This window comes from Streptomyces triticisoli, from assembly GCF_003270085.1.
In the GTDB taxonomy this organism is placed as follows: Bacteria; Actinomycetota; Actinomycetes; order Streptomycetales; family Streptomycetaceae; genus Streptomyces; species Streptomyces triticisoli.
In genome coordinates, this window is sequence record NZ_QFDQ01000241.1 from 1 (window position 1) to 22206 (window position 22206).

The following is a 22206-nucleotide window of genomic DNA, read 5'->3' on the forward strand; positions in this document are numbered from 1 at the left end:
CGGGCCGGCGGGGCGATCCGGGCGCGGGTGGGCACGAGGCCCCGCACGGCGAACGCGGCGCCCGCGCCCAGGGCGGCGCCGGCCAGTACGTCGCTGGGGAAGTGCACCCCGGTGTAGACGCGGGAGAGCGCGACCGACGCGGCGACCGGCGCCGCCGCCGCGCCCCAGGCCGGGGACTCCAGGGCGACACCGGTGGCGAAGGCGGCGGCGGACGCCGCGTGCCCGGACGGGAAGGAGGTGGTGATCGGCTGCCGCTTGAGCCGCCGTACGACCGGCACCGGGGCCAGCACCGGCCGGGGGCGGCGCACCGAACGCTTGCCGAGCGTGTTGATGGTCAGCGAGGCCAGGCTCAGGGAGGCCAGGCCGCGGGCCGCGGCACGGCGGGCCCGCGGGGTGCGGCTCGCCGCGATGGCGGCCGCCGCCGCGAACCACAGCACCCCGTGGTTGGCGGCGCGGCTCAGCCGCGGCAGTACGGGCCCGGCGCCGGGCCAGTGGCGTTCGGCCGCGAACTCGAACAGCCGGCAGTCCACGGCCAGCAGGCGCTTCAGAACGGCGTGGGTGCCGGATGCCGGGGCGGTGAGGTCGATGTCTGGGTTCATGCAGGGACGGTTACCCTGAAGCAGCCGCTTCTTGTTAAGGATCCTTGTATGCGCCTGCTTCTCATACGCCACGCTCAGACCCCGTCGAACGTGGACGCACTGCTGGACACGGCCATCCCCGGGGCGGGACTGACCGAACTCGGCGAGAAGCAGGCCGCCGCGCTGCCGGAGGCGCTGGCGGGGGAGGACATCGAAGCCCTCTACGCGTCCACCCTCGTCCGCACCCGGCTCACCGCCGCTCCGCTGGCCGCCGCCCGCGGGCTCGACGTCCTCGTCCGCGACGGCATCCGCGAACTGTCCGCCGGCGACCTGGAGATGGAGCCGGGCGGCTCCGAGCGCGGACGGGCGTACATGCGTACGGTGCTGGCCTGGGCCGCCGGTGACACCGCGCTGCGCATGCCGGGCGGCGAAACCGGCGCCGAGGCGCTGGCCCGCTACGACGCCGTGGTCGCCGAGGCCGCCGCGAGCGGGGCCGGCACCGTCGCCATGGTCAGCCACGGCGCCGCCATCCGCCTGTGGACCGCCTGCCGCGCCCACAACCTCGACGCCGCCTTCGCCGCCGAGAACCGCCTGGAGAACACCGGCGTGGTGACCCTGGAGGGCTCCCCCACCGACGGCTGGAAGGCCCTGACCTGGGCCGGCGCCCTGGTCACCCCCGCAGGCGAACCCGGCCCCACGGGTCAGGCCGTCGAGCCTGAGCAGCCGGGTACGCGGCCGGCCCCGGTGGGCGGGCGATAAGCGTTTGCCGCGGTCGCCGGGGCGACCGCAGAATGCGTGCCCATGGGACATCTGGAAGCCGCGCACCTGGAGTATCACCTGCCTGACGGGAGGGCGCTGCTCGGCGATGTGTCCTTCCGGGTGGGGGAGGGGGCCGTGGTGGCTCTCGTGGGGCCCAACGGGGCGGGGAAGACGACCCTGTTGCGGCTGCTCTCCGGGGAGCTGAAGCCGCACGGCGGCACCGTGGCCGTCAGCGGCGGGCTGGGCGTGATGCGGCAGTTCGTGGGGTCGGTGCGGGACGAGACGACCGTACGCGACCTGCTCGTCTCGGTCGCGCCGCCGCGTGTCCGGGAAGCCGCGAAGGCCGTCGACGCGGCCGAGCACGCCATCATGACGGTCGACGACGAAGCCGCCCAACTGCGGTACGCGCAGGCGCTGGCCGACTGGGCGGAGGCGCGCGGCTACGAGGCCGAGACACTGTGGGACATGTGCACCACCGCCGCGCTCGGCGTGCCGTACGACAAGGCGCAGTGGCGGCAGGTGCGCACCCTGTCCGGCGGTGAGCAGAAGCGGCTGGTGCTGGAGGCGCTGCTGCGCGGCACCGACGAGGTGCTGCTGCTCGACGAGCCGGACAACTACCTCGACGTACCCGGCAAGCGCTGGCTGGAGGAGCGCCTGAAGGAGACCCGCAAGACGGTGCTGTTCGTCTCCCACGACCGCGAACTCCTCGCCCGCGCCGCCGAGAAGATCGTGTCGGTCGAACCCGGACCGGCCGGCGCCGACGCCTGGGTGCACGGCGGCGGCTTCGCCACCTACCACGAGGCCCGGCGCGAACGCTTCGCCCGCTTCGAGGAACTGCGCCGGCGCTGGGACGAGAAGCACGCCCAGTTGAAGAAGCTGGTGCTGACTCTGCGGCAGGCCGCCGAGAACAGCGCGGACCTGGCCTCCCGCTACCGGGCCGCCCAGACCCGGCTGCGCAAGTTCGAGGAGGCCGGCCCGCCGCCCGAGCCGCCGCGCGAGCAGGACATCCGGATGCGCCTGAAGGGCGGTCGCACCGGCGTACGGGCCGTCACCTGCGCGGGCCTGGAGCTGACCGGCCTGATGAAACCCTTCGACCTGGAGGTCTTCTACGGCGAACGCGTCGCCGTCCTCGGTTCCAACGGCTCCGGCAAGTCGCACTTCCTGCGGCTGCTGGCCGGCGAGGACGTGGCCCACACCGGGGTGTACAGGCTCGGGGCGCGGGTGGTGCCCGGGCACTTCGCCCAGACCCACGCGCACCCCGAGCTGGAGGGCCGCACCCTCCTCGACATCCTCTGGAAGGAGCACTCCCAGGACCGCGGCGCCGCCATGTCCCGGCTGCGCCGCTACGAGCTGACCGGCCAGGCCGAACAGACCTTCGACCGCCTCTCCGGTGGCCAGCAGGCCCGCTTCCAGATCCTGCTCCTGGAACTGGAGGGCGTCACGGCTCTCCTGCTGGACGAGCCCACCGACAACCTCGACCTGGAGTCGGCCGAGGCTCTCCAGGAGGGCCTGGAGGCGTTCGAGGGTACGGTCCTCGCCGTCACCCACGACCGCTGGTTCGCCCGCTCCTTCGACCGCTACCTGGTCTTCGGCAGCGACGGCAGGGTCCGCGAGACCCCGGAGCCGGTGTGGGACGAGCGGCGGGTGGAGCGGGCGCGGTAGCGCGGGCCGTCACTTCCAGCGCAGGAGCGCGCCCAGGCCGCCCGCCGGCATGTCCTCGCCGGCCGGGGCCGCCGGGGCCAGCGACAGGGCCGTGGCGCCGGTGGTGACCGCCGAGCGGAGCAGGGCGTCGTCGGCGCGGGCCGGCCAGGAGTGCTGTTCACCGAGGATCTTCAGCTCCGTACGGCGTACGGCCAGCTGGCCGGGGTCCTCGCCGATCCACACGGCACGGTGGTTCTCGGCGCCGTCCGGGCGGATCAGCAGTTGCTCCAGACGGTGCTCGCGGGCCGCCTCGACCAGCGCGGGCACGCCCTCGGCGGCGCCGGAGCGGCCCTCCTCGTCCGGGGTGCGGGCCGCCCGGAAGCGGTCCAGCGCGGCCTCGACGCGGTGGCGTACGCGCTCGGCGCGGATCTGCTCCACGTCCTCGTCCAGCAGCCGGCTGCCGGCACCGTGGGCGGCCTCCTCCACGCGGTCGTGCAGCCGCTTGGGCAGCCGGTCGTGCACCGCGCGCCGCTCCCGGTCGTCACCGACCAGGATCAGCAGACCGGCCCGCGTCTCCTCCTGGCAGACGCTGAGCGCGTCGGCGATCTCCGCCGCGTTGTGCTCCCAGGTGTTCTCCACCTTCAGCTGGAAGTGCCGCTCCGACCAGTCGACGCTGCTCGTGCGGTGGACGGGCCACTGCTGCCCCACCACCGCGCCGGCCTTCTGCCGGCCCAGCGCGCTGCGCAGCTCGAAGTCCGCGCCCTTGCGGTCGACGTACGCCACGATCGCGACCGGGTCCTCGCCCGCCAGGTCCAGCAGCGGCCCCACCCGCGGCAGCGGCGCCCACACGGCCCGGCTGCCGCCCTGCGGGGGACGCGCCAGCACGGGATCGAGCACGACGTTCCCGGCCCGCGCGAACAGGACCCGCCCATACGGATCGGGGGAGTGGCGCAGATCCTCGATCGCGGCCTGAACCGCCCGGCAGGTGGCCTCGTCCGCGCCCTGCCGCGACAGCTCCCGGACCATCGCCTGAGCCGCCAGGTGCACCTCGTGGGCCGTATCCTCCGCACGCCGGGAGGTGTCGACGTACACGGAGGCCCAGGGGCCCGGGTGTTCGTACAGTGGATGCAGGAAGGCGAGATCCATGGCTCCCTCCGGAGGCCGTTCGGTGGCAGTGCACGCCGGGCGGGTACCCGTACCGCATGAACGAACACGACGAGCGGGGCAACACCATGACCGGAGTCGACCCGGGCCGGCTGGACGACCAGCAGTTGATGAAGGAGCTGGAGACGATCCACCGCACGCGTCACGACACCCTGCTGTACGGCTCGAACGACGCGCTGCGGGCCCACAACGAGCGCATGGCGCAGCTCGAGGGGGAGTACCTGCGCCGCAATCCCCGGCGCACGGTCGCCTCGGGCCGCACCCGTGAAGGGGCCCGGGAACGCGGGTGCGGGGAGTCGGCGACTCCCCGCACCTAGGAACCGCGGCTCCCCGCACCGGGAAACACCTGGAAACGGTGTTCCGGGCGGCCCACCGGTCGTGTCCGCCGGCGCGCTTCCTGCGGCGCGTCGGCGGGCGCCACGTCCGGTGACCATCCGCCGACCCGCTGCTCAGCCGTTCAGCCGGCCTTCTTCCCGCTCTCGGCGAACACCTCCAGGAACGCCTCGCAGAACGCCTTCAGATCGTCCGGCTTACGGCTGGTGACCAGCTTGTTCGGGCCGTGGTCGCAGATCTTCACCTGCTCGTCGACCCAGGTGCCGCCCGCGTTGCGGATGTCCGTCCGCAGGCTCGGCCACGAGGTCAGCTCCCGGCCCCGTACGACGTCCGCCTCGACCAGCGTCCACGACGCGTGACAGATCGCGGCCACCGGACGCCCCCGGTCGAAGAAGTCCCGTACGAACGCCACGGCCTTCTCGTCCATCCGCAGCAAGTCCGGGTTGGCCACGCCGCCCGGCAGGACGAGCGCGTCGAAGGAGTCCGGGGAGGCCTCGCCGACGACCGCGTCCACCGGGAAGGTGTCCGCCTTGTCCAGGTGGTTGAACGCCTGGATCTCGCCGGACTCCGTCGACACGAGCACGGTCTCGTGGCCGGCGTCCTTGGCCGCCTTCCACGGCTCGGTCAGCTCGACCTGCTCCACACCTTCGGGAGCGGTCAGAAATGCGATGCGCATGATGCTTCAACATCCTTTCGTCGCCCGCCGGCGGGCCCTGACGGCCCCGGCCCGGCGCGCTTCCTTTTTCGGTCTCGCCCGTGTGCCCGGCCCCCGCTCATGCGGTGGCCCCGGCGTCCGCCTCCGCCCGGCTGATGCCGGCGAGTGCCGACCGGGGGTCCTGTGCCTCGGCCAGGTCGCCCAGGCCGACCACGCCGACGGGCAGGCCCTCCTCGACGACGGGCAGCCGGCGCACGGCGTGCGCGCGCATCAGCGCGACGGCCGCGGACACGGGGTCGTACGGGCCGACGACGAGCGGGTCGGACGTGCACACGGCGCCCGCGCCCGCCGCCTGCGGGTCCAGGCCCTCGGCCACGGCCCGCACGACGATGTCGCGATCGGTGAGCACACCGACGACGTCCTGCCCGTCGGCCACCACGACGACGCCGGTCTCCTGGTCGCGCATCAGCCGGGATGCCTCGACCAGCGAGGCGTCCGGACGGACGGCGACCACGCCCGGTGTCATCACGTCCCTCACGAATTCGGCCATCACGTCGGGCCCTTCTGCCTTTCCGCGGACTTTCCGCCGGTGGGGGTGCTGCGGTTGTGCGGTGTCGTGCGGTGGGACGCCGCTCGCAGCACCCCCGGCGCGGGTCTATGCGCGGTCCTCCCGGGCGGGCCGCTCGGTATGCGTCAGCTCCTTCGCCAGCTCCTGCACATTGGCGTAGCGCGCCTTGCGCGGCAGCTGCTCCAGCGCCTCGACCAGCGCGTCCGGCGCGTTCTTGCGGCGCAGCGCGCGCATCAGCTCGCCCGGGCCCGCGGGGAAGGCGCTGCGGCCCAGGAGCCTGGCCAGCTCCAGGCGGACGGTCTCCAGGGACGCCCTCGAGTCACCTGGCGCCACCGGCCCGCCCCAGACCTGCGGGTCGTCCTCGGCGGTCGGCTCCGGGTCGTGCCACTCCTCGCTCCGCGTGGGATGGCCGGACCTGAGCAGACCCTGCAACTCGTGCTTCATCTCATCGTCACGGTGGACACTCAGCCGGTCACTGCCTCGCTGCATGTCTCCCTCCAGATCGTCGGGGGTGGCCCCCGCGTACCCGTGGACAGGGAGCCGACACGGGTTTTCCGGTCGGGATGACGTGCGGGATGACGGGACGACGTGGGCGCACGGCCCGTGGATTCTCCCGGACGACCGGGTGTTTGTGTGCGGAGGCCGGGGGCAGGCGCAGTCTCAGTGCTTCGGACCGGAGGCACGTCCGTGGGAGCGGCGCCCGGCGCCGCCGCGTGTGCGGCCGGTCCCGATCCCGCTCGCGTGCCCACGGTGACCGTCCACCCCAGAGCACTCCGAGGGAGTTGCGAGGCACCATGCGAACCCGAGCAAGCGCCAGGCGCCACCCCCACGACGACGCCCCCGACACCACCGAATCCTTCCGCCGGCTCGCCACGCTCCCGGCGGGGCCGCGGCGCGACGCCCTGCGCGACGAGATCGTCCAGGCCTGGCTGCCCATGGCCGACCGGCTCGCAGGCCGCTTCCGCAGCCGCGGCGAGAGCTTCGAGGACCTGCGCCAGGTCGCGGCCCTCGGCCTGGTCAAGGCGGTCGACCGCTACGACCCCGAGCTCGGCAACGCCTTCGAGAGCTACGCCGTCCCCACCATCACCGGTGAGATCAAGCGCCACTTCCGCGACCACATGTGGACGATGCGCGTCCCGCGCCGGGTGCAGGACCTGCGCAACCGCGTCCGGTTCGCCGCCCAGGACCTCTCCCAGACCATCCCGGGCCGCCGCCCCACCGTCGCCGAGATCGCCGAGTACGCCCACCTCAGCGAGGAGGACGTACAGGTCGGCCTGGAGGCACTGGAGAGCTTCACCGCCCTCTCGCTCGACGCGGAGCTGCCCGGCAGTGAGGACGGCTACTCCCTCAGCGACTCCCTGGGCTCGCCCGACCCCGCGCTGGACACCGTGGTGGACCGCGAGGCCGTCAAGCCGCGGCTGGCGGCGCTGCCCGAACGGGAGCGGGCCATCCTGTACATGCGGTTCTTCGGTGACATGACCCAGAGCCGGATCGCCGAGCAGCTGGGCATCTCGCAGATGCACGTCTCCCGGCTGATCAACCGGTGCTGCGACCGGCTGCGGGACCAGGTGATGCGGGAGGGCGTGTAGCGGGGTCCCCACCCCGGCCTTCGACCGGGCGCGGGCCTGGCCGAGCGGGGTGACCAGGAACGCTGCCCTCTTCGGCGGTTCCCGGGCACGGATGGCGGTCGGTGCGGCGAGGGCGGCCACGGACAGTGTGAGGTGGCGGTGCCAGGCGCCGTAGCCGCGGACCCCTGGCGGTGCCTCCGGCCGCACTCGTTCTTCGCGGCCCGGAAACATGCCTGCCGCCTGCCGCCGGACTCCGGCCCCCGAGCCGGCGTCCAGTGGCCGAAGCCGTTCTCCCCGCCGGGTCCGGATCGGCACCCGGGCCCGGCCGACGGTGTCGTCGACCTCGGGCGCCGGCACGTGCGCGACGCCGCGTTGCTCCATCCAGTACCGCGGCAACCGCATTCCGATCGGACGCGTCTCACCGGTGCGACCGGCCCGGCCGTGTGCCCCAGTGCCCGCCCGCGCGGCTCCGCGCGGACGAACCGCGACGTGAACCGAGCGCGCGATCCCGTCAACACCTCACGCCAGGAACCGACTTGGCGCACACCAGGATCCACGGACAAGCAGGGCACCCGATCACACCGGCCCCGCAATGGTGATTGCAGCAGCGCGGCACTCGGCACGCGGTGTTCGGCCCTCGGCCCGTGGCTCCGGGCCGTACCGCCGACCGATGGTTTCGGCCACCGCCGCGCTCGACGACCGCCCCGCAACAGGGTTCTGGCCGGATGTCATGCCATCGGCATGTCCCGTTTATTCGCATGTCGATCCCCTTGCTGTCTCACTGCGTTGATGCGAGCTGTCGGGCAGGTGGTGGGGCGAGGGAGGCGGCGGGCACATTCGAACGGTGAACAGGCGGGGAGGGGCAGCCATGGGGGACAGGCCGACGGCCACCGTCACCGTCGAGGACCTTCGAGCGGAACTCGACGCGATCGACGGGGGATTTCTGGAACAACTGCGCGCCCGCATCGAGAAGTGCGTGGAGATCGGACACTTCAAACGGGAGCACGGCGTGCCGATGATGCAGCCGCACCGCATCGGCGCCGTGCGGGAACGCACCGCCCGGTACGGCGGGCGGCACGGCATCGACCAGACGTTCCTGCGCAGGCTGTGCGACCTCGTTATCCGGTAAAGTCCTGAAGCGGCAACTGCGCGCTTAGTAAACCGAGTTGACCACCCATTTCCGTGACCGACGGCGCTTCCACCGCCGTCCACGAGGAGCCCACCGCATGACCGACGAGACGCCCGCCACCGGGGACACCGCCACCACGCCGGCCTCCGGCGCAGGAACGGACACCGCCGAGGTCGACTTCTACTTCGACCCGGTCTGCCCCTTCGCCTGGATCACCTCCCGCTGGATCCTGGAGGTGCAGCAGCACCGCCCCCTGGACCTGCGTTTCCGGCTGATGAGCCTGTTCGTCCTCAACGAGGGACGGGAACTGCCGGACTGGTACCGCACGTTGGTGGACAACTCGCTCGCCCTCAACCGGATCTGCGCCGCCGCGGCGCACCACCACGGCGAAGAGGTCTACCCCGGCCTGTACCAGGAGCTGGGCACCAGGATCCACAACGGCGGGAACAAGGACTACCTCGCCGTCGCGGCCGAGGCGCTCGCCGCGTGCGGCCTGCCCGACTCGCTGCTGGCCGCAGCCGACACCGACGCCTACGACGAGGAACTGCGCAAGAGCCACCACGAGGGCATGGACCCGGTCGGGGAGGACGTGGGCACGCCCACCATCCACATCGACGGCGTCGCCTTCTTCGGCCCGGTGCTCAACTCCATCCCGCGCGGCGAGGAGGCCGCACGGATCTTCGACGGAGCCCGCGCACTCGCCAACTACCCGGACTTCTTCGAACTGAAGAGGACCCGGACGGGCAGTCTCCGCTTCGACTGAGACGCTCCGGGCGGGCGGGCCGCTCCCGTGCCGGCGGGAGCGGTCCGCCCGCCGCCGAACGGCGTCCGCGCCGCCGGACGAACCGTGCGCGGCACCCGTCAACCGTCATCGCAGCCCCCGGAAGGCAGCCCATGCCCACCGGAACCCGTGCCGACGCCTTCCGAGCCCTGCACGACCGGACCGACCCCGCTGATCCGCTGGTGATCCCCAACGTCTGGGACGCGGTGAGCGCCCGCGCGTTCGCGGAGGCCGGGCACGCGGCGCTGGCCGGCTCCAGCTCCGCGGTCGTCGCCGTGTTCGGGTACCGCGACGGCGGCGCCACTCCGGCCGACGAGACGTTCGGCGCGCTCGCCCGGATCGTGCGCGCCGTCGACGTTCCGGTCACCGCGGACGTCGAGGACGGCTACGGGCTGCCGTCCGCGGAGCTGGTGGAGCGCTAGCTCGCCCTGGGAGCCGCCGGCTGCAACCTGCAGGACACCGACCACCGGTCCGGCACGCTCAAGGACGCCCGCGCACACGCCGACCGGCTGGCGGAGGTCACGGCCGCGGCCGGCGGCCGGCTCGTGGTCAACGCCCGGGTGGACACCTACCTGTACGGCGACCGGGGCACGGAGCAGGCGATCGGCCGCGCCCTGCTGTACACGGAGGCCGGCGCGGACGTGGTCCACCCGATCCTGGCCCCGGTGCCGCTGCTGCCCGGACTCGCCGACGCCGTCGACGTCCCGCTCAACGCTCTCCATCGGCCCGGCGGTCCGGACCCGGCCGAACTGGGCCGACTGGGCGTCAAGCGCGTCACCTTCGGCAGGGGGCTGCGCCAGCGCGCCACGGCCGCCCTGCACGACATCGCCCGGTCCCTGACGGCGAACGGCTGAGCGGCTTGTCCCGGGCGCGCGCCGTGTGCCCGGGACAGCCAGCCGCCCGGCCCCGTGTCACAGCCCGGCGACGTCGCGCAGGGCGGCCGCGCGGTCAGTGTGCTCCCAGGTGAAGTCCGGCGGTTTCCGGCCGAAGTGGCCGTAGGCGGCCGTCTGAGCGTAGATCGGGCGGAGCAGGTCCAGGTCGCGGATGATGGCGGCCGGGCGCAGGTCGAAGACCTCCGGATGCTGGGCGCCAGCCGCGCCACGGTCGGCGGCGCCCGGGCGTGGATGGCCGGAACCGATGGGTTCTCAGCTCGTGGGCGGACGGAACTCCGGCTGGTCGATGACGCGCTGCCAGCTGCCGTCGGCCTGGCGCCTGACCACCTGCGCGCGGGCGCCGGCGCCGTCCTTGGGCGGCGTGGAGGTCAGCGCGATGTCACCGCAGACCAGGGTCGGAAGCGGCTGCTCCGGTTCGAAGCGAGGCGCGTTGGCCAGCACCTTCTCCCACAGTTGACGGATGGCTTCCCGGCCCACCGTGACGCTGCCCGGCGGATAGGCCATCACCGCCTCCTCCTCGTACAGCGCGGCGAGGCCGGCGGCGTCGCCCGCGTTGGCGCGCTCCACGAAGAGGCGGGTGAGGTCCTCCGGCTTCATGGCCTTCTCGTTCTCGGACACAATCGTCCTTTCCTGCGGTCCGGGTACCGACGTGGCAATTTTCTATTGTTGGCCGAGGGCAAGTCCAATCAATCGTTCGGATCGGCGCTATAACTTTGGGTTATGGAGATCAGGCAGCTGAGGTACTTCATCGCCGTGGCGCAGGAAGCCAATTTCACCAGGGCGGCGGAGCTGGTGCATATCAGCCAACCCGGAATCAGCGCGCAGATCCGCCAGCTCGAAAACGATCTCGGGGCCACGCTGATCGACCGCTCGGGGCGCACTGTCACGCTGACCGCGGTCGGCGAGGTCGTGCTGGCCCACGCGAAGGCCGTGCTGTCCTCGATGGAGTCGCTGCGGCACGCCGTGGACGAGATGAACGGGCTCGTGCGCGGCAAGCTCGTCGTCGGCATGGTCACGGCCTGCACGGTCCAGCCGCTGTTCGACGCCTTGTCGAGCTTCCACCTCGCCCATCCGGGCGTCGAGATCAGCCTGGTCGAGGAGGACTCCGGCAAGCTGGTCGAGTACGTCCGTGAGGGCAGCGTCGACCTGGCGCTGATTGGGGCGGCCCACCGGGCGCCGGAGGACCTGGACGGCTGGCAGGTGATCAGCGAGCCGATCGTCGCGGCGGTGCCGGTCGGTCATCCGCTGGCCGAAAAGGACGGGGCCACCCTCGCTGAACTCAGCACCTACCCGATCATCTGCCTGCCCGAGGGGACCGGCATCCGGGCGACGCTCGACCAGGCGTCCGCGGCACTCGGCCTGGCCCCGACCATCGCCCTCCAGGCGAGCGCCCCGGCGGCGGTGTTGAACCTCGCCGAGCGCGGCCTCGGCGTGGCGGTGCTCTCCGAGTCCATGACCGCCCAGCAGGAGGGGCTGCGGACCGTGGCCATCACCGACGCCGACGTGCCCGCGGTGCTCGCCCTGATCTCCGCGCCGACCAAGAGCCCGGCGCTGCGCGAGCTGCTGCTGCACTGCCGCCAGTGCTTCGGCGACTCCTCCCCGGCTCAGCCCGTCGCCTCGATGAGCGGGGCCTAGGCCCCCGGAGCGTGGCGCCGGGGCCCGTGGGCGCCGCGCCGACGCCCACGGGCCCCGCCCGTCCTGACTGCGGTCGGCCCCGTCAGCTCTCCGCGGCCACCGGGGGAGTGGCTGCCCGCGCTGGAACAGGCCGGGTTCGACCCGACACGGCCCACCCGGTGGGTCGCCGAGGCCCTGACGTTCTTCCTCACCGAGGAGCAGGCGGCCGGTCTGCTGCGGCTGCTGGCGTCGGCCTCCGCGCCCGGCAGCCACCTGGCCTTCGACATCCTCGGCCGGACGCTGCTGCGCAGCCCGTTCTCCAAGCCGTTTCTCGACCGGCTCGCCGAGGACGGCACCCCGTGGATCTTCGGCACCGACGAGCCGGAGCCGTTCCTGGCCGCGAACGGCTGGGACGTCGAGACGCTGAAGGAGCCGGGCCGGCCCGGCGCGGGGGAGGGCCGCTGGCCCTATCAGGTACAGCCCCGCGACCGCCGCCATGCCAACCGCCTGTGGCTGATCCGCGCGCGGCTCACCGCCCGGTGACACCCGGGAGCCGGGGCCGCGGCGGCGGGGCGCGGGTCAGCCCCGGGCCCGGAGCTGCTCCCTGAGGGCACGGTTCTCCTCCGCCAGCATCCGCAGCCGCTCCCGCACCGGTTGCAGCGCCTGGGCGAGTTCGGCCTCCGAGTAGCGCGGAGTGATGTGCTTGGGGCAGTTCCAGAAGATGCCCTCGACCTGGATCACCACGAGCTGTTCGAGCGGTCCGTCCGTGCGGACGTCGGCGAGCCTCTCGTGGAGATCCGGGTGCCGCGCCGGCACCCGGTTCGAGGCCGACCGGCGGCGGGTCACGACCGCGGCGACCGTGCCCCCGGGGGGATCGCGAGCGCCGTCATGCCCCAGAGCGCCGGCACCCGCTGGACGCACACGCCCCGTACCAGCCCGGTCCCGCGGGTGCGCTCCACCATCGACAGGGCGGGCGTGTCGACCATGCCGAGCACCGCGACGAGGAGGGCGAGCCCGAGCGGCGCGTACACCGGGCGGAGCCGGAGGCGGGGTGTCGTCACGGTGTCCGGCATCGGGGCGAAGGGCCCACGGGGGACGGCTCGGAAGCCGCCGGCGTACGACGCCGGCAGCCGGGGCGGCCGGCGGGCCGGACCCGGGCAGTCGGCGCGAGCCGCTCCCACGACGCGATCCGGGGGCGATCTCGTCGGCAGCGCCCGGGCCGGAGTGCGGCGGCAAGCCGGGCATCGCCATGCCGCGCACGTACGAGGTCCGGGGCGGGACCGGGTGTCACCCGACAGGTGGTCCGTGTCCCGCGAATGGGGCTCCGCCGCGCGCGGCCCGTGGTGGCGGCGGCTGTGATGGGCGGAGAGGGCACGCACCACGTGCCGCCCGCCGCCGGTCCAAGGAGTCCCGCCCATGCGCCGTACCACCGCCCGCGCCCTGCCCGTCGTCGTCCTGACCGGACTCATGGCGGGCGCCGCGGCATCGGCCGCCTCCGCGCACCCGGCCGCTCAGCTCCACCGGCCGTACGCCCGTCAGCCCGGGGTGGGGGCCGCCCTCCCCGCCGACTGCGATTCGGGCGGCACCGACGTGTGCCCCGCGGCATCCGGGCCGGTCGAGGGCGCCTTCCTCGGCGGGGCGCCCGGGGCGCCGACCCCGGAGTTCGCCCTCCCGGGCACGCCGCAGGACCCCTTGCTGCGGGACGCCCCCGCCAACGACCCCTTCCGCGACCCGCCCCCGTCCCCGCAGGCCCCCTACCACGACCCCTTCCAGGACCAGACCTCGCGCACCCCGTCGCGCCCCGCCTCCTCCCACGACCCCTCCCAGGGCCAGGCCCCGCGCGACCCCTTCCCCTCCCGCACCCCGTCCGGCGGCCAGGCGTCCAGCGATCCGTCCCGTGACGACGGCTCGCGGGATCCGGGTCGCGATGTGGGGGTCGGCCGTGACCCTTCCCGTGACGACGGCTCGCGGGATCCGGGTCGCGATGTAGGGGTCGGCCGTGACCCTTCCCGTGACGACGGCTCGCGGGATCCGGGTCGCGATGTAGGGGTCGGCCGTGACCCTTCCCGTGACGACGGCTCGCGGGACCCGGGTCGCGATGCGGCGACCGGCCGCGACCCCTCCCGCGACGGGGCCCCGCGTGACCCCTCCCGCGACGGAACCCCGCGCGACCCCGGCCAGTCCTGCGCGACCCCCGCCGACAGGAGCTGCGTGGGCGGCGTGGCCCAGCACGGTGTGCAGGCCGGCGCGGGCGGTGCCTTCACCACCTCCCTGCCGGCCCTGGTCGTCGGCGGCCTGCTGATCGCGGCGGCGCTCGGCGCGGCGGTCCACCGGGTCTGGTGGCGGCGGAAGGACTGACCGGGTTCCGCGACGCCCCGGAGTGCGCCCTGGAGTGCCGTGGCCCCGTGTGACCCTCGCAACCCCGGCGGGCGGCCATGGGGCGGCGCCATCCGGGGTACCCGGGGCCGCGAGGGCACGGCCCGCGCAGTGCGGACACGTCCGTCCCTCGGGAACGGACCCACGACGGAGCCCGCGGACCACCCGGACCGCACGGACCGGCGGCGGCGAGACGACACGGCATCAGGGACTGCGCGGAGGTACCCATGCGGCGGACTGCCCCCGAAGGTCACGGCCCCGTCCGCTACGGGCCGTCGGCCCTCCCCGACGACGGACTGCCCGTGCTGCCCGAGCTGTCCGCCGCGCTCGCCGGAGCCGCGGGCCGGTCCCGCCAGAGACCGATCGGCGGCGGTACGGCCCTGCTGGACGCCGCCTGCGGCTACTGGCTGCGGCGCGGGCTGCACACCAGGCCCGACCGTGTGGCGGCCGCACCCGGCGCGCCCTCCCTGCTGCTCGCGCTCACCGCCGCGCTCGGCGGGGACGTCCTGGTGCCCCGGCCGTGCGCCGCCTGGTGGGCGCCGTACGCGCGTCTGCTCGGCAGACCCGCCTTCCCCGTGGCGACGCCCGCCGAGTGCGGCGGCGTCCCCGACCCGTACGCCCTGCTGGAGACCGTCCGCCGGGTCCGCGCCGAGGGCGGTGACCCCCGGCTGCTCGTCCTGTCCGTCGCCGACGACCCCACCGCGACCGTCGCACCGCCCGAGGCGCTGCACGAGACCGTCGAGGCCGCCGCCGGCGAGGGACTGCACCTGGTCAGCGACGAGACCTGGCGCGACACCGTGCACGCACCGCACGAGACGGTGCTGCTCAGCCCCGCCGAGATGCTGCCCGAACGGGTCACCGTCGTCACCGACCTCGCCGGCGCCTTCCTGCCCACCGGCTGGCCCGCCGCGATCGCCCGTTTCCCCGCCGGCGACACCGGCGACGCGCTGCACGCGCGCGTGCTCGACATCCTCACCGCGCTGGACGCGCGCATCGCCGAGCCCGTCGCCGCGGCTGCCGCCTACGCCCTCGACGAACCCGACGCCGTCACCGCGCGCCTGACCACGTCCATACGCCTGCACGCACGCGTGGCGCACGCCGCGCACGCGACCCTGGTCGCCGCCGGCGCGCTCGTCCGGCCGCCGCGGGCCGGCCGCCACCTGTACGCCGACCTCGAACCCCTGCGCTCCGGGCTCGCCGCCCACGGAGTGGGGGACGCACAGGAGCTGGAGGACTTCCTCACCGTCCGCCTGGGCCGGCCCGCGCCGGGCGGCCACCGCTTCGGCGACGACCTGGGCGCGCTGCGGGTACGGCTGTCCACCGCGGAGTTCCTCGGCCGTACGGACGAGGAGTGCGCGGAGTGCCTCCTGTCCCCCGCGCCGCTGGAACTGCCGTACGTGCAAGGCGCGTTGCTCTCCTTGAAGTCGGTCTTCGACGATCTCCGCGACGACGCTCAGCGATGGGAGTCTCCTCGATGACGCAGCAGTCCGTGTCGACCACGTCCACGACCACCACCCGGGAGGCCGGCGACCCCGCGGCCTCGTCCCTGCTCACCTCGCCGCCCGCGCCGTACCCGCCGTTGGCCGAACCCAGACCGCTGGGGGAGCGGCGGGTGTGGCCGCGCACCTTCCACGACCGGCTCACCGCCCCGCTGCCCGGTCTGAAGGCCCTCGCCCGGTTCGCCCGCGAGGGCGTCGTACGGCCGGCCAAGGAGAGCCTCGCCGACATACCGCTGGTGCCGTACGAGCCCGCTCCGGTGCCGCGCGTGGACGCCCGCACCGTCGCCGTCAGCTGGGCGGGGCACGCCAGCTGGGTCGTGCGGATCGGCGGGCTGACCGTGCTGACCGACCCCGTCTGGTCCCGCCGCATCATCGGCACCCCGGCGCGCGTCACGCCGGTCGGCGTGCCCTGGGAGGCGCTGCCGCGCGTCGACGCGGTCGTCATCAGCCACAACCACTACGACCACCTGGACGCGCCCACCCTGCGCCGGCTCCCGCGCGACACCCCGGTGCTCGTGCCGGCCGGGCTCGGACGCTGGTTCCTGCGCCGCCGGTTCACCTGCGTCACCGAGCTGGACTGGTGGGAGGCGGCGGAACTGTCCGGGGTCCGCATCGACTTCGTCCCCGCCCACCACTGGTCCAAGCGCACCCTCACCGACACCTGCCACAGCCTGTGGGGCGGCTGGGTGCTCACCGCCCCCGACGGCCGGCGCGTGTACTTCGCCGGAGACACGGGCTACGGCCACTGGTTCTCCCGCATCGGCCGCCGCTACCCCGGCATCGACCTCGCCCTGCTCCCCATCGGAGCCTACGACCCCCGCTGGTGGCTCAGCGACGTCCACTGCGACCCGGAGGAGGCGGTGCAGGCCGCCCAGGACCTCGGCGCCCGCCGCATGGCCCCCATGCACTGGGGCACCTTCATCCTCTCCGCCGAACCCGTCCTGGAACCCCTCACCCGGGTCCGGGCCGCCTGGCAGAAGGCGGACCTCCCCCGGGACCACCTGTGGGACCTGCCGGTGGGCGCGTCCCGGGTCCTGGAGTAGGGGTTCCGCCCGGGGCGCGGCGCCAGGCAGGCGGCATGGGCGGTGGCAGCGCGGTCAGTGGGAGCGGTGGGCCGGGACCAGGCGGCGGAGGCGGCGCCAGGCCGTGGGGGCGGTGCTCAGCAGGACGGTGAGGGCGACGGCGGCGATCAGGCCCTTCCAGGGCTCCCTGAACAGGGAGCCGCCGAGGATGCCGATCAGCTGGTACGTGACCGCCCAGGCCAGGCACGCCGGGAGGTTGCCGCGGGAGAAACGGCGCAGGGGCCACCTGGCCAGCAGGCAGGCCAGCATCACCGGTATGCGGCCGGCCGGGACGAGGCGGGAGAGGACCAGCACCGCGACCCCGTGGTCGGCGAGCCTGTCCTGCGCCTGCCGGAGCCGTTCCTCCGGCGCACGCGAGCGGATCGCCTCCAGCCAGCGCGAGCCGTTCCTCGACGTCAGCCCGCGCCGTCCCAGCCAGTACAGCGCCGCGTCCCCGAGGAACGCCGCCAGCGACGCGGTCACGAACACCAGCGCCAGCGAGAACGGCGCCGTCCGGTGGAAGGCGACCACCGCCGCCGAACTGACCAGCGCCCCCGTCGGCACCACGGGCACCAGCGCCCCGATCAGCACCAGCAGGAACAGCGACGGATACCCCAGCGCCTGCTGTGTGGACTCCGTCGGCACCACCGACGTCACGGCGGCGGCGAGTCGTATCACCGGGCGACCTCCAGGCGCACGCTCTCCCCGTGCCCGAGCCGGCGCACCGCCACGCCGGGCGCGCGCCGCGCGGCGAGGCGCACGAACTCGTCGCCCGGCGCGTGGAACTCATGGGGGCGAACGGCATCCATCCCGATCGGCCAGTACGTGCCGTAGTGCACCGGCACGGCAAAGCCCGGCGCCAGCCGCGCCAGCGCCTGCGCCGCACCCCCCGCGTCCAGATGGCCCTCCCCGAGGTACGGTCCCCAGCCGCCCACCGGCAGCAGCGCCGCGTCCACCGGCCCGACCTCCTCGGCCATCGTGTCGAACAGGCCGGTGTCCCCGGCGAAGTACGTCCGTGCCTCGCCCTCGACGACGTACCCGAGCGCGGGGGAGCGGTGCCGCCCGACCGGCAGCCGCCGCCCGTCGTGGTGCGCGGGCACGACCAGTACGACGACGCCGCCGCCGACCTCGACCCGGTCCCCGGGCGTGACCTCGGTGATCCGCAGGTGGCCGAGCCGACGCAGCCCCGGTACCGCCCGGAGCGCGCCCCGGGGCACCAGCAGGCGGGTGCCCCGCTCCAGCCGGGCCAGCGAGGGGACGTGCAGGTGGTCGGCGTGCAGATGGGAGACCAGCGCCACGTCCGCGTGCCAGGCGGTCGGTGGCGGCAGCGCGCCGCGGCGGCGCCGCAGGTGCGCGAGCCGGCGGGCGAACAGGGGGTCGGTGAGCACGCGGACGTCCGAGTCCTCGACCGTGCAGGTGGCGTGACCCCACCAGGTGATCTCCACCGGCACCTCGTTCGCCTCCTTCGCGCGACTCCCCCCGAGCCTACGTGCAGGAGTAGGGTCGGCGGCGAAAACCCGGAGGTGAGGGGGACGCCATGGGAGAAGTGCGGGACGCCCCCGGCGGGGACGGCGCCCCGGCGGCTGTCCGCGTCACGGCGATCGCGAGCCTGACGCCCCTGGAGGAGCTGCACGACGACCCCTTCCTGGTGGATTCCCGCAGCCAGCACGCGATGTGCGCCCGCTGGGCGGCCGAACACGGCTACGTGATCGCCCGGGAACTGCTCGTCCGCGGACTGCGGGCCGACCACCGCGCCCTGTGGGAGGGGGTCCGCCCCGGCGTCGACGTCTTCGTCGCCCCCAGCCGCCGCGTACTGGAACGGGCCCTGTCCTCCGTCGAGGAGTTCACCGCGGAATGCGCGCGCCGCGGCGTCCGGGTGGAGACGGTCGGCCGGGCCGAGCCGTCCTACGACGCCCAGATGAAGGCCCGGGTCCACCGCCGCCTGTCCATGCCCACGGCCGGCTACGACGGCCGGTAGCCCACCCGGGCCCGCCGACCGGGTCGCCCTACGCCGTCGGCTCCCCCGTGGAACCGGCCGGTTCCGGGTCGGTGGCCAGGCGGGCGTGCAGGTGCTCGTCGTGGTACGCCCCGTCGCCGAAGCGGTGCGAGTCGCGCAGGGTGCCTTCGGGGAGGTAGCCGCAGCGCCGGGCCACCCGGCACGAGGCCTCGTTGCCCACGGCGTGGGCGATCTCTATCCGACGGGCACCGGCCGTCCGGAAGGCCCAGCCGGTGACCGCCCTCGTCGCCCGGGTGGCGACGCCCCGCCCGCGGGCGGCCGGCAGGGTCCAGTAGCCGATCATCGCCAGGCCGTCCGCGCGGTCGACCCAGCGCAGGGTGACGCTGCCCAGCAGGGCGCCGTCGGTGGCGGTCAGCGCGGCGAAGGAGGCGGCGGCACCGCGGTCCCAGCCGCCGTCGCGGGACTCCAGCCACGCCAGGGCGTCACCGCGGCCGGCTGTCGCGAGAGGGTTCCAGAGGGCGATCAGCGGGTCCGCCGCGGCGGCGACCAGGCCGTCCAGCACGGTCTCCGACCCGGTGTCCTCCCGGCCCCACGGGCGGAGCACCACATCGCCCAGGTCGAGCGTGGTGCGGACGAAGGTCCGCCGGTCGGCGGGGCTCTGGGCGGCAGGCAGGTGCGCGGAGGTGTTCATGGCCCCCTTCCTACCCAGCCGTCAGGTCGGTCGCCAGCCTTTTTGTCCGGTCACGGGCGGAGGACCGGCCGAGAAGAAGCAGCCGCGGCCCTCCGCCCGCCGTATGACAAGCTGGATCGGGCCCCGGGCCGGTGCCGGGCGGGGTGGAAGCGGACCGAGACGGAGAGTGTGCCGGCGTGGGTGACGGGTGGTGGCGGCGGGGCGCCGGGCAGGTGGGGCGGAGCGTCGCCGTGTGGGCCGTCTCCACGGTCACCATGCTCGTGCTCGCCGGGATCCTGCCGGACTTCCAGCTGCAGTCGCCCGACGGGGACAGCGCCACCACCATCGCCGTGACCGCCGCGCTCGGCGCGGGCGTCTTCGGTGTGCTGTCGGCCGTCGTCTGGCCGCTGCTCGTCCGGCTGCTGCTGCTCGTGCCCGCGCTCGTCCTCGGGCTGCTGGTGTTCTTCCTGAACGGGTCACTGCTGCTGCTCGCCCTGCGGGTCAACCCCTCCGGCCAGGCCGAGGCGGCCCCCGAGACCGCCGTCATCGTGGCCGCGGTGATGTCCGCCGTCGCCTCCGCCACCGGCGCCGCCCTCGCCGTCCGCGACGACGACGCCTACCGGCGCCGGCTCTACCGGCTCGCCGACCGCCGCCGCAGACGCCTGCCCCCCTGCTCGTCGACCCCCGGCACCGTCGTGGTCCAGCTCGACGGTGTCGGCCACGACGTGCTGCGGGACGCCGTGGACAAGGGCCTGATGCCCACCGTCGCCCGGTGGCTCGGCGCCGGCCCGGGACAGCCGCCCACCCACCGGCTCACCCCCTGGCGCACCGACTGGTCCAGCCAGACCGGCGCCAGCCAGCTCGGCATCCTGCACGGCTCCAACCACGACGTCCCCGCCTTCCGCTGGTACGAGAAGGACACCGGCGAGGTCATGGTCAGCAACCGCCCGAGCAGCGCCCTCGAACTGCAGCGCCGCGCCGCCGAGCGCACCGGCGGCGCCGGACTGCTCGCCGTCGACGGGGCCAGCCGCGGCAACCTGTTCAGCGGCGGCGCGGGCGAACTCGCCCTCGTCCTGTCCGTCGCCGTGCGCCGCCGGCGCGGCAACCGCTCCCGCGACGGCTACTTCGCCTACTTCTCCGACCCCGCCAACGCCGTCCGCACCTTCCTCTCCTTCGTCGCCGAGGCCGCCCGCGAGATCGGCCAGTCCACGCGCGCCCGGCTCCGAAAGGAGCACCCCCGCGTCTCCCGCGGCGGTCTGTACCCGCTGATCAGGGCCTTCGCGACCGTCGTCCAGCGGGACGTCGTCGTGGCCGCCGTCATGGGCGACCTGCTCGCCGGCCGCACCGCCGTCTACGCCGACCTGGTGGCGTACGACGAGGTCGCCCACCACTCCGGCCCGCGCAGCCGGGACGCGGCGAAGGTCCTGCGGCGCCTGGACCGCTCCCTCGCCCTGATCGAGAACGTCGCCGAGCACGCCCCGCGCCCCTACCGGATCGTCGTCCTGTCCGACCACGGCCAGAGCCCCGGCGAGACCTTCCGTTCCCGCTACGGCCTCACCCTCGGCGACCTGGTCCGGGCCGGCTGCGGCCTGCCCGTGCCGCGCCGGGCGGAGCAGACACACAGCGGCGCCGAGGCACGGGCCACCGTACGGGCCGCGCTGCGCCGCCCGGTCGAGGAGAGCGGCGAGGACCACCGGCCCTCCCGCCGCCCGGAGCCCGTCGTCCTGGCCTCCGGCAACCTCGGCCTGGTCTCCTTCCCGGACGTGCCGCACCGCATGAGCCACGAGGAGATCGACGCCCGCCACCCCGCGCTGCTGCCCACGCTCGCCAACCACCCCGGCATCGGCTTCCTGCTGGTACGCAGCGAGGAGCACGGCGGCCTCGTACTCGGCGCCCGCGGCGCGCGCACACCGCTGGACGAGCTCGACACGGACCCCGGTCCGCTCGCCGTCTTCGGGCCCGGCGCCGCCGACGCCGTACGCCGCACCCACTCCTTCCCGAACACCGCCGACATCATGGTCAACTCCTGCTACGACCCCGACGGTGGCGAGGTCCTCGCCTTCGAGGAGCAGATCGGCTCCCACGGCGGCCTCGGCGGCGCGCAGGGCCTCCCCTTCCTGCTGTCGCCGCTCGCCTGCTCCCCGCCCGTGGAGGACGGCGAGGAACTCGTCGGCGCCGAACACGTCCACCGCGTCCTGCGCCGCTGGCTGCGCGAGGCCTCCGAGGCGAAGGCACCGCTCACGGTGGAGGCCGCGGAGGCCGCGGAGGCCGGGGAGCGTGCCGCCTGACAGGAAGTGAGCGATTCTCCGGACCGTCCGGCAGGTCGCGGCCCGTTCCCCGGGTCCGCGCGCGGCGGATGTGATCGGATGGAGGGGTACGGAACCCGGCAACGGGACACTGGGCGAAAGGTAGGGAAGAACAGTGGCAACCACGCGCACCGCTCACACCGTCTGGGAGGGCAACCTGCTCGAGGGCAACGGCGTCGTCACCTTCGACTCCTCCGGCATCGGCCAGCAGCCGGTGTCGTGGCCGTCGCGCGCCGAGCAGGCGAACGGAAAGACCAGCCCCGAGGAGCTGATCGCCGCCGCCCACTCCAGCTGCTTCGCCATGGCGCTGTCGCACGGCCTGGCCGGCGCCGGCACCCCGCCCACCAGGCTGCGGACCAAGGCCGACGTCACCTTCCAGCCGGGCGAGGGCATCACGGGCATCCACCTCGGCGTCGAGGGCACGGTCCCCGGCATCGACAACGACGCGTTCGTCGCCGCCGCCGAGGAGGCCAAGAAGAACTGCCCCGTCAGCCAGGCCCTGGCCGGTACGACGATCACTCTGGACGCGAAGCTCGCCTGACGCGAGGCGTACGCACGGACGCACGGACACGGGCACGGACGTACGCACATTCCAGGTCCGCCGGTGCCGCACCCCGCTCCCGGGGTGCGGCACCGGCGTTTCCGTGTTCACCC

25 protein-coding genes and 2 pseudogenes are annotated in these 22206 nt (G+C 74.4%); 15 read left to right on the forward strand and 12 right to left on the reverse strand.

Annotation, left to right across the window (positions count from 1 at the left end; all coding sequences use genetic code 11):
* On the reverse strand, positions 1-599 hold a 599-nt coding region (locus tag DEP02_RS28610; RefSeq protein WP_157977567.1), incomplete at its 3' end, for a phosphatase PAP2 family protein.
* Between the two features lie 48 nt (positions 600-647).
* Between DEP02_RS28610 and DEP02_RS28615 the strand changes: the two genes are divergently transcribed.
* Complete coding sequence (locus DEP02_RS28615; protein ID WP_112470574.1) at positions 648-1337, forward strand: histidine phosphatase family protein; 690 nt, start codon at positions 648-650, stop codon at positions 1335-1337.
* A gap of 42 nt (positions 1338-1379) precedes the next feature.
* Positions 1380-2999, forward strand: coding sequence for an ABC-F family ATP-binding cassette domain-containing protein (locus DEP02_RS28620; RefSeq protein WP_112470575.1), 1620 nt, complete (start codon positions 1380-1382; stop codon positions 2997-2999).
* A gap of 9 nt (positions 3000-3008) precedes the next feature.
* Here DEP02_RS28620 and DEP02_RS28625 read toward each other — a convergent pair whose 3' ends face one another.
* The gene (locus DEP02_RS28625) at positions 3009-4124 is read right to left on the reverse strand and encodes a baeRF2 domain-containing protein (RefSeq protein ID WP_112470576.1); all 1116 of its coding nucleotides are present in this window, start codon (positions 4122-4124) and stop codon (positions 3009-3011) included.
* Positions 4125-4180: 56 nt separating this feature from the next.
* Here DEP02_RS28625 and DEP02_RS28630 point away from each other — a divergent pair, with 56 nt between their 5' ends.
* Complete coding sequence (locus tag DEP02_RS28630) at positions 4181-4459, forward strand: DUF6158 family protein (RefSeq protein ID WP_112470577.1); 279 nt, start codon at positions 4181-4183, stop codon at positions 4457-4459.
* A gap of 140 nt (positions 4460-4599) precedes the next feature.
* On the opposite strand, the gene DEP02_RS28635 is transcribed toward DEP02_RS28630, so the two are convergent.
* From DEP02_RS28635 to DEP02_RS28645, 3 genes are all read right to left on the reverse strand, one after another.
* Positions 4600-5151: a type 1 glutamine amidotransferase domain-containing protein gene (locus DEP02_RS28635; RefSeq protein WP_112470578.1), complete on the reverse strand. Its 552-nt coding sequence runs from the start codon at positions 5149-5151 to the stop codon at positions 4600-4602.
* 97 nt (positions 5152-5248) lie between these two features.
* Positions 5249-5680 (reverse strand): CBS domain-containing protein, encoded by a 432-nt coding sequence (locus DEP02_RS28640; RefSeq protein ID WP_112470579.1) that lies wholly within the window; start codon positions 5678-5680, stop codon positions 5249-5251.
* 105 nt (positions 5681-5785) lie between these two features.
* Positions 5786-6187, reverse strand: a complete 402-nt coding sequence (locus DEP02_RS28645) for a DUF2795 domain-containing protein (protein WP_112470580.1) — start codon at positions 6185-6187, stop codon at positions 5786-5788.
* Positions 6188-6492: 305 nt separating this feature from the next.
* Here DEP02_RS28645 and DEP02_RS28650 point away from each other — a divergent pair, with 305 nt between their 5' ends.
* The 4 genes and pseudogenes from DEP02_RS28650 (at position 6493) to DEP02_RS28665 (ending at position 10030) form a co-directional block, all read left to right on the forward strand.
* Positions 6493-7287 (forward strand): RNA polymerase sigma factor SigF, encoded by a 795-nt coding sequence (locus DEP02_RS28650; protein WP_112470581.1) that lies wholly within the window; start codon positions 6493-6495, stop codon positions 7285-7287.
* Between the two features lie 847 nt (positions 7288-8134).
* Entirely contained in the window at positions 8135-8395 is a 261-nt protein-coding gene (locus DEP02_RS28655; protein ID WP_112470582.1) for a chorismate mutase family protein, read from the forward strand.
* A gap of 97 nt (positions 8396-8492) precedes the next feature.
* Complete coding sequence (locus tag DEP02_RS28660; RefSeq protein ID WP_112470583.1) at positions 8493-9158, forward strand: mycothiol-dependent nitroreductase Rv2466c family protein; 666 nt, start codon at positions 8493-8495, stop codon at positions 9156-9158.
* A gap of 131 nt (positions 9159-9289) precedes the next feature.
* Positions 9290-10030 (forward strand): annotated as a pseudogene (locus tag DEP02_RS28665) (isocitrate lyase/PEP mutase family protein).
* A gap of 57 nt (positions 10031-10087) precedes the next feature.
* Here the strand turns inward: DEP02_RS28665 and DEP02_RS28670 are convergent.
* Both DEP02_RS28670 and DEP02_RS28675 read right to left on the reverse strand, forming a co-directional pair.
* Positions 10088-10252: pseudogene (locus DEP02_RS28670) on the reverse strand (methionine adenosyltransferase domain-containing protein); the annotation flags it as partial.
* A gap of 69 nt (positions 10253-10321) precedes the next feature.
* A complete protein-coding gene (locus DEP02_RS28675) occupies positions 10322-10687 on the reverse strand; it encodes a YybH family protein (RefSeq protein ID WP_112470584.1) in 366 nt (121 codons plus the stop codon).
* Positions 10688-10789: 102 nt separating this feature from the next.
* Between DEP02_RS28675 and DEP02_RS28680 the strand changes: the two genes are divergently transcribed.
* Together DEP02_RS28680 and DEP02_RS28685 are read left to right on the forward strand one after the other, a co-directional pair.
* Positions 10790-11704, forward strand: a complete 915-nt coding sequence (locus tag DEP02_RS28680; RefSeq protein ID WP_112470585.1) for a LysR family transcriptional regulator — start codon at positions 10790-10792, stop codon at positions 11702-11704.
* A 111-nt stretch (positions 11705-11815) separates the two neighbouring features.
* A complete protein-coding gene (locus tag DEP02_RS28685; protein ID WP_269809382.1) occupies positions 11816-12226 on the forward strand; it encodes a class I SAM-dependent methyltransferase in 411 nt (136 codons plus the stop codon).
* Positions 12227-12262: 36 nt separating this feature from the next.
* On the opposite strand, the gene DEP02_RS28690 is transcribed toward DEP02_RS28685, so the two are convergent.
* Positions 12263-12529, reverse strand: a complete 267-nt coding sequence (locus tag DEP02_RS28690; protein WP_112470586.1) for a hypothetical protein — start codon at positions 12527-12529, stop codon at positions 12263-12265.
* On the reverse strand, positions 12526-12744 hold the full coding sequence (locus tag DEP02_RS28695) for a hypothetical protein (RefSeq protein WP_198668639.1): 219 nt from the start codon (positions 12742-12744) through the stop codon (positions 12526-12528). Before DEP02_RS28695 ends, DEP02_RS28690 begins: the two co-directional genes overlap by 4 nt.
* 355 nt (positions 12745-13099) lie before the next feature.
* Between DEP02_RS28695 and DEP02_RS28700 the strand changes: the two genes are divergently transcribed.
* From DEP02_RS28700 to DEP02_RS28710, 3 genes are all read left to right on the forward strand, one after another.
* Positions 13100-14041: a hypothetical protein gene (locus DEP02_RS28700; RefSeq protein WP_112470587.1), complete on the forward strand. Its 942-nt coding sequence runs from the start codon at positions 13100-13102 to the stop codon at positions 14039-14041.
* A gap of 245 nt (positions 14042-14286) precedes the next feature.
* Positions 14287-15537 (forward strand): aminotransferase class I/II-fold pyridoxal phosphate-dependent enzyme, encoded by a 1251-nt coding sequence (locus tag DEP02_RS28705; RefSeq protein WP_112470588.1) that lies wholly within the window; start codon positions 14287-14289, stop codon positions 15535-15537.
* On the forward strand, positions 15534-16601 hold the full coding sequence (locus tag DEP02_RS28710; protein ID WP_112470589.1) for an MBL fold metallo-hydrolase: 1068 nt from the start codon (positions 15534-15536) through the stop codon (positions 16599-16601). Before DEP02_RS28705 ends, DEP02_RS28710 begins: the two co-directional genes overlap by 4 nt.
* Before the next feature lie 54 nt (positions 16602-16655).
* Here the strand turns inward: DEP02_RS28710 and DEP02_RS28715 are convergent, their stop codons facing one another.
* Together DEP02_RS28715 and DEP02_RS28720 are read right to left on the reverse strand one after the other, a co-directional pair.
* Positions 16656-17297: a DedA family protein gene (locus DEP02_RS28715; RefSeq protein WP_112470590.1), complete on the reverse strand. Its 642-nt coding sequence runs from the start codon at positions 17295-17297 to the stop codon at positions 16656-16658.
* On the reverse strand, positions 17294-18070 hold the full coding sequence (locus tag DEP02_RS28720) for an MBL fold metallo-hydrolase (RefSeq protein WP_198668640.1): 777 nt from the start codon (positions 18068-18070) through the stop codon (positions 17294-17296). Before DEP02_RS28720 ends, DEP02_RS28715 begins: the two co-directional genes overlap by 4 nt.
* 86 nt (positions 18071-18156) lie before the next feature.
* On the opposite strand from DEP02_RS28720, the gene DEP02_RS28725 reads away from it, so the two are divergent.
* Positions 18157-18597 carry a hypothetical protein gene (locus DEP02_RS28725; protein ID WP_112470591.1) on the forward strand — a complete coding sequence of 147 codons (441 nt, stop codon included), beginning with the start codon at positions 18157-18159 and terminating at the stop codon, positions 18595-18597.
* A gap of 28 nt (positions 18598-18625) precedes the next feature.
* Here the strand turns inward: DEP02_RS28725 and DEP02_RS28730 are convergent, their stop codons facing one another.
* A complete protein-coding gene (locus tag DEP02_RS28730; RefSeq protein ID WP_112470592.1) occupies positions 18626-19267 on the reverse strand; it encodes a GNAT family N-acetyltransferase in 642 nt (213 codons plus the stop codon).
* Positions 19268-19497: 230 nt separating this feature from the next.
* On the opposite strand from DEP02_RS28730, the gene DEP02_RS28735 reads away from it, so the two are divergent.
* Complete coding sequence (locus tag DEP02_RS28735) at positions 19498-21534, forward strand: phage holin family protein (protein ID WP_112470596.1); 2037 nt, start codon at positions 19498-19500, stop codon at positions 21532-21534.
* A 133-nt stretch (positions 21535-21667) separates the two neighbouring features.
* Positions 21668-22093 (forward strand): OsmC family protein, encoded by a 426-nt coding sequence (locus DEP02_RS28740; RefSeq protein WP_112470593.1) that lies wholly within the window; start codon positions 21668-21670, stop codon positions 22091-22093.
* Positions 22094-22206: the final 113 nt, after the last annotated feature.

What these genes read in the sequence shown, in the direction of transcription:
- DEP02_RS28615 (WP_112470574.1), top strand. Translation starts at nt 648, where the DNA reads ATGCGCCTGCTTCTCATACGCCACGCTCAGACCCCGTCGAACGTGGAC.
- DEP02_RS28620 (WP_112470575.1), top strand. Translation starts at nt 1,380, where the DNA reads ATGGGACATCTGGAAGCCGCGCACCTGGAGTATCACCTGCCTGACGGG.
- DEP02_RS28625 (WP_112470576.1), bottom strand. Translation starts at nt 4,124, where the DNA reads ATGGATCTCGCCTTCCTGCATCCACTGTACGAACACCCGGGCCCCTGG.
- DEP02_RS28630 (WP_112470577.1), top strand. Translation starts at nt 4,181, where the DNA reads ATGAACGAACACGACGAGCGGGGCAACACCATGACCGGAGTCGACCCG.
- DEP02_RS28635 (WP_112470578.1), bottom strand. Translation starts at nt 5,151, where the DNA reads ATGCGCATCGCATTTCTGACCGCTCCCGAAGGTGTGGAGCAGGTCGAG.
- DEP02_RS28640 (WP_112470579.1), bottom strand. Translation starts at nt 5,680, where the DNA reads ATGGCCGAATTCGTGAGGGACGTGATGACACCGGGCGTGGTCGCCGTC.
- DEP02_RS28645 (WP_112470580.1), bottom strand. Translation starts at nt 6,187, where the DNA reads ATGCAGCGAGGCAGTGACCGGCTGAGTGTCCACCGTGACGATGAGATG.
- DEP02_RS28650 (WP_112470581.1), top strand. Translation starts at nt 6,493, where the DNA reads ATGCGAACCCGAGCAAGCGCCAGGCGCCACCCCCACGACGACGCCCCC.
- DEP02_RS28655 (WP_112470582.1), top strand. Translation starts at nt 8,135, where the DNA reads ATGGGGGACAGGCCGACGGCCACCGTCACCGTCGAGGACCTTCGAGCG.
- DEP02_RS28660 (WP_112470583.1), top strand. Translation starts at nt 8,493, where the DNA reads ATGACCGACGAGACGCCCGCCACCGGGGACACCGCCACCACGCCGGCC.
- DEP02_RS28680 (WP_112470585.1), top strand. Translation starts at nt 10,790, where the DNA reads ATGGAGATCAGGCAGCTGAGGTACTTCATCGCCGTGGCGCAGGAAGCC.
- DEP02_RS28700 (WP_112470587.1), top strand. Translation starts at nt 13,100, where the DNA reads ATGCGCCGTACCACCGCCCGCGCCCTGCCCGTCGTCGTCCTGACCGGA.
- DEP02_RS28705 (WP_112470588.1), top strand. Translation starts at nt 14,287, where the DNA reads ATGCGGCGGACTGCCCCCGAAGGTCACGGCCCCGTCCGCTACGGGCCG.
- DEP02_RS28710 (WP_112470589.1), top strand. Translation starts at nt 15,534, where the DNA reads ATGACGCAGCAGTCCGTGTCGACCACGTCCACGACCACCACCCGGGAG.
- DEP02_RS28725 (WP_112470591.1), top strand. Translation starts at nt 18,157, where the DNA reads ATGGGAGAAGTGCGGGACGCCCCCGGCGGGGACGGCGCCCCGGCGGCT.
- DEP02_RS28730 (WP_112470592.1), bottom strand. Translation starts at nt 19,267, where the DNA reads ATGAACACCTCCGCGCACCTGCCTGCCGCCCAGAGCCCCGCCGACCGG.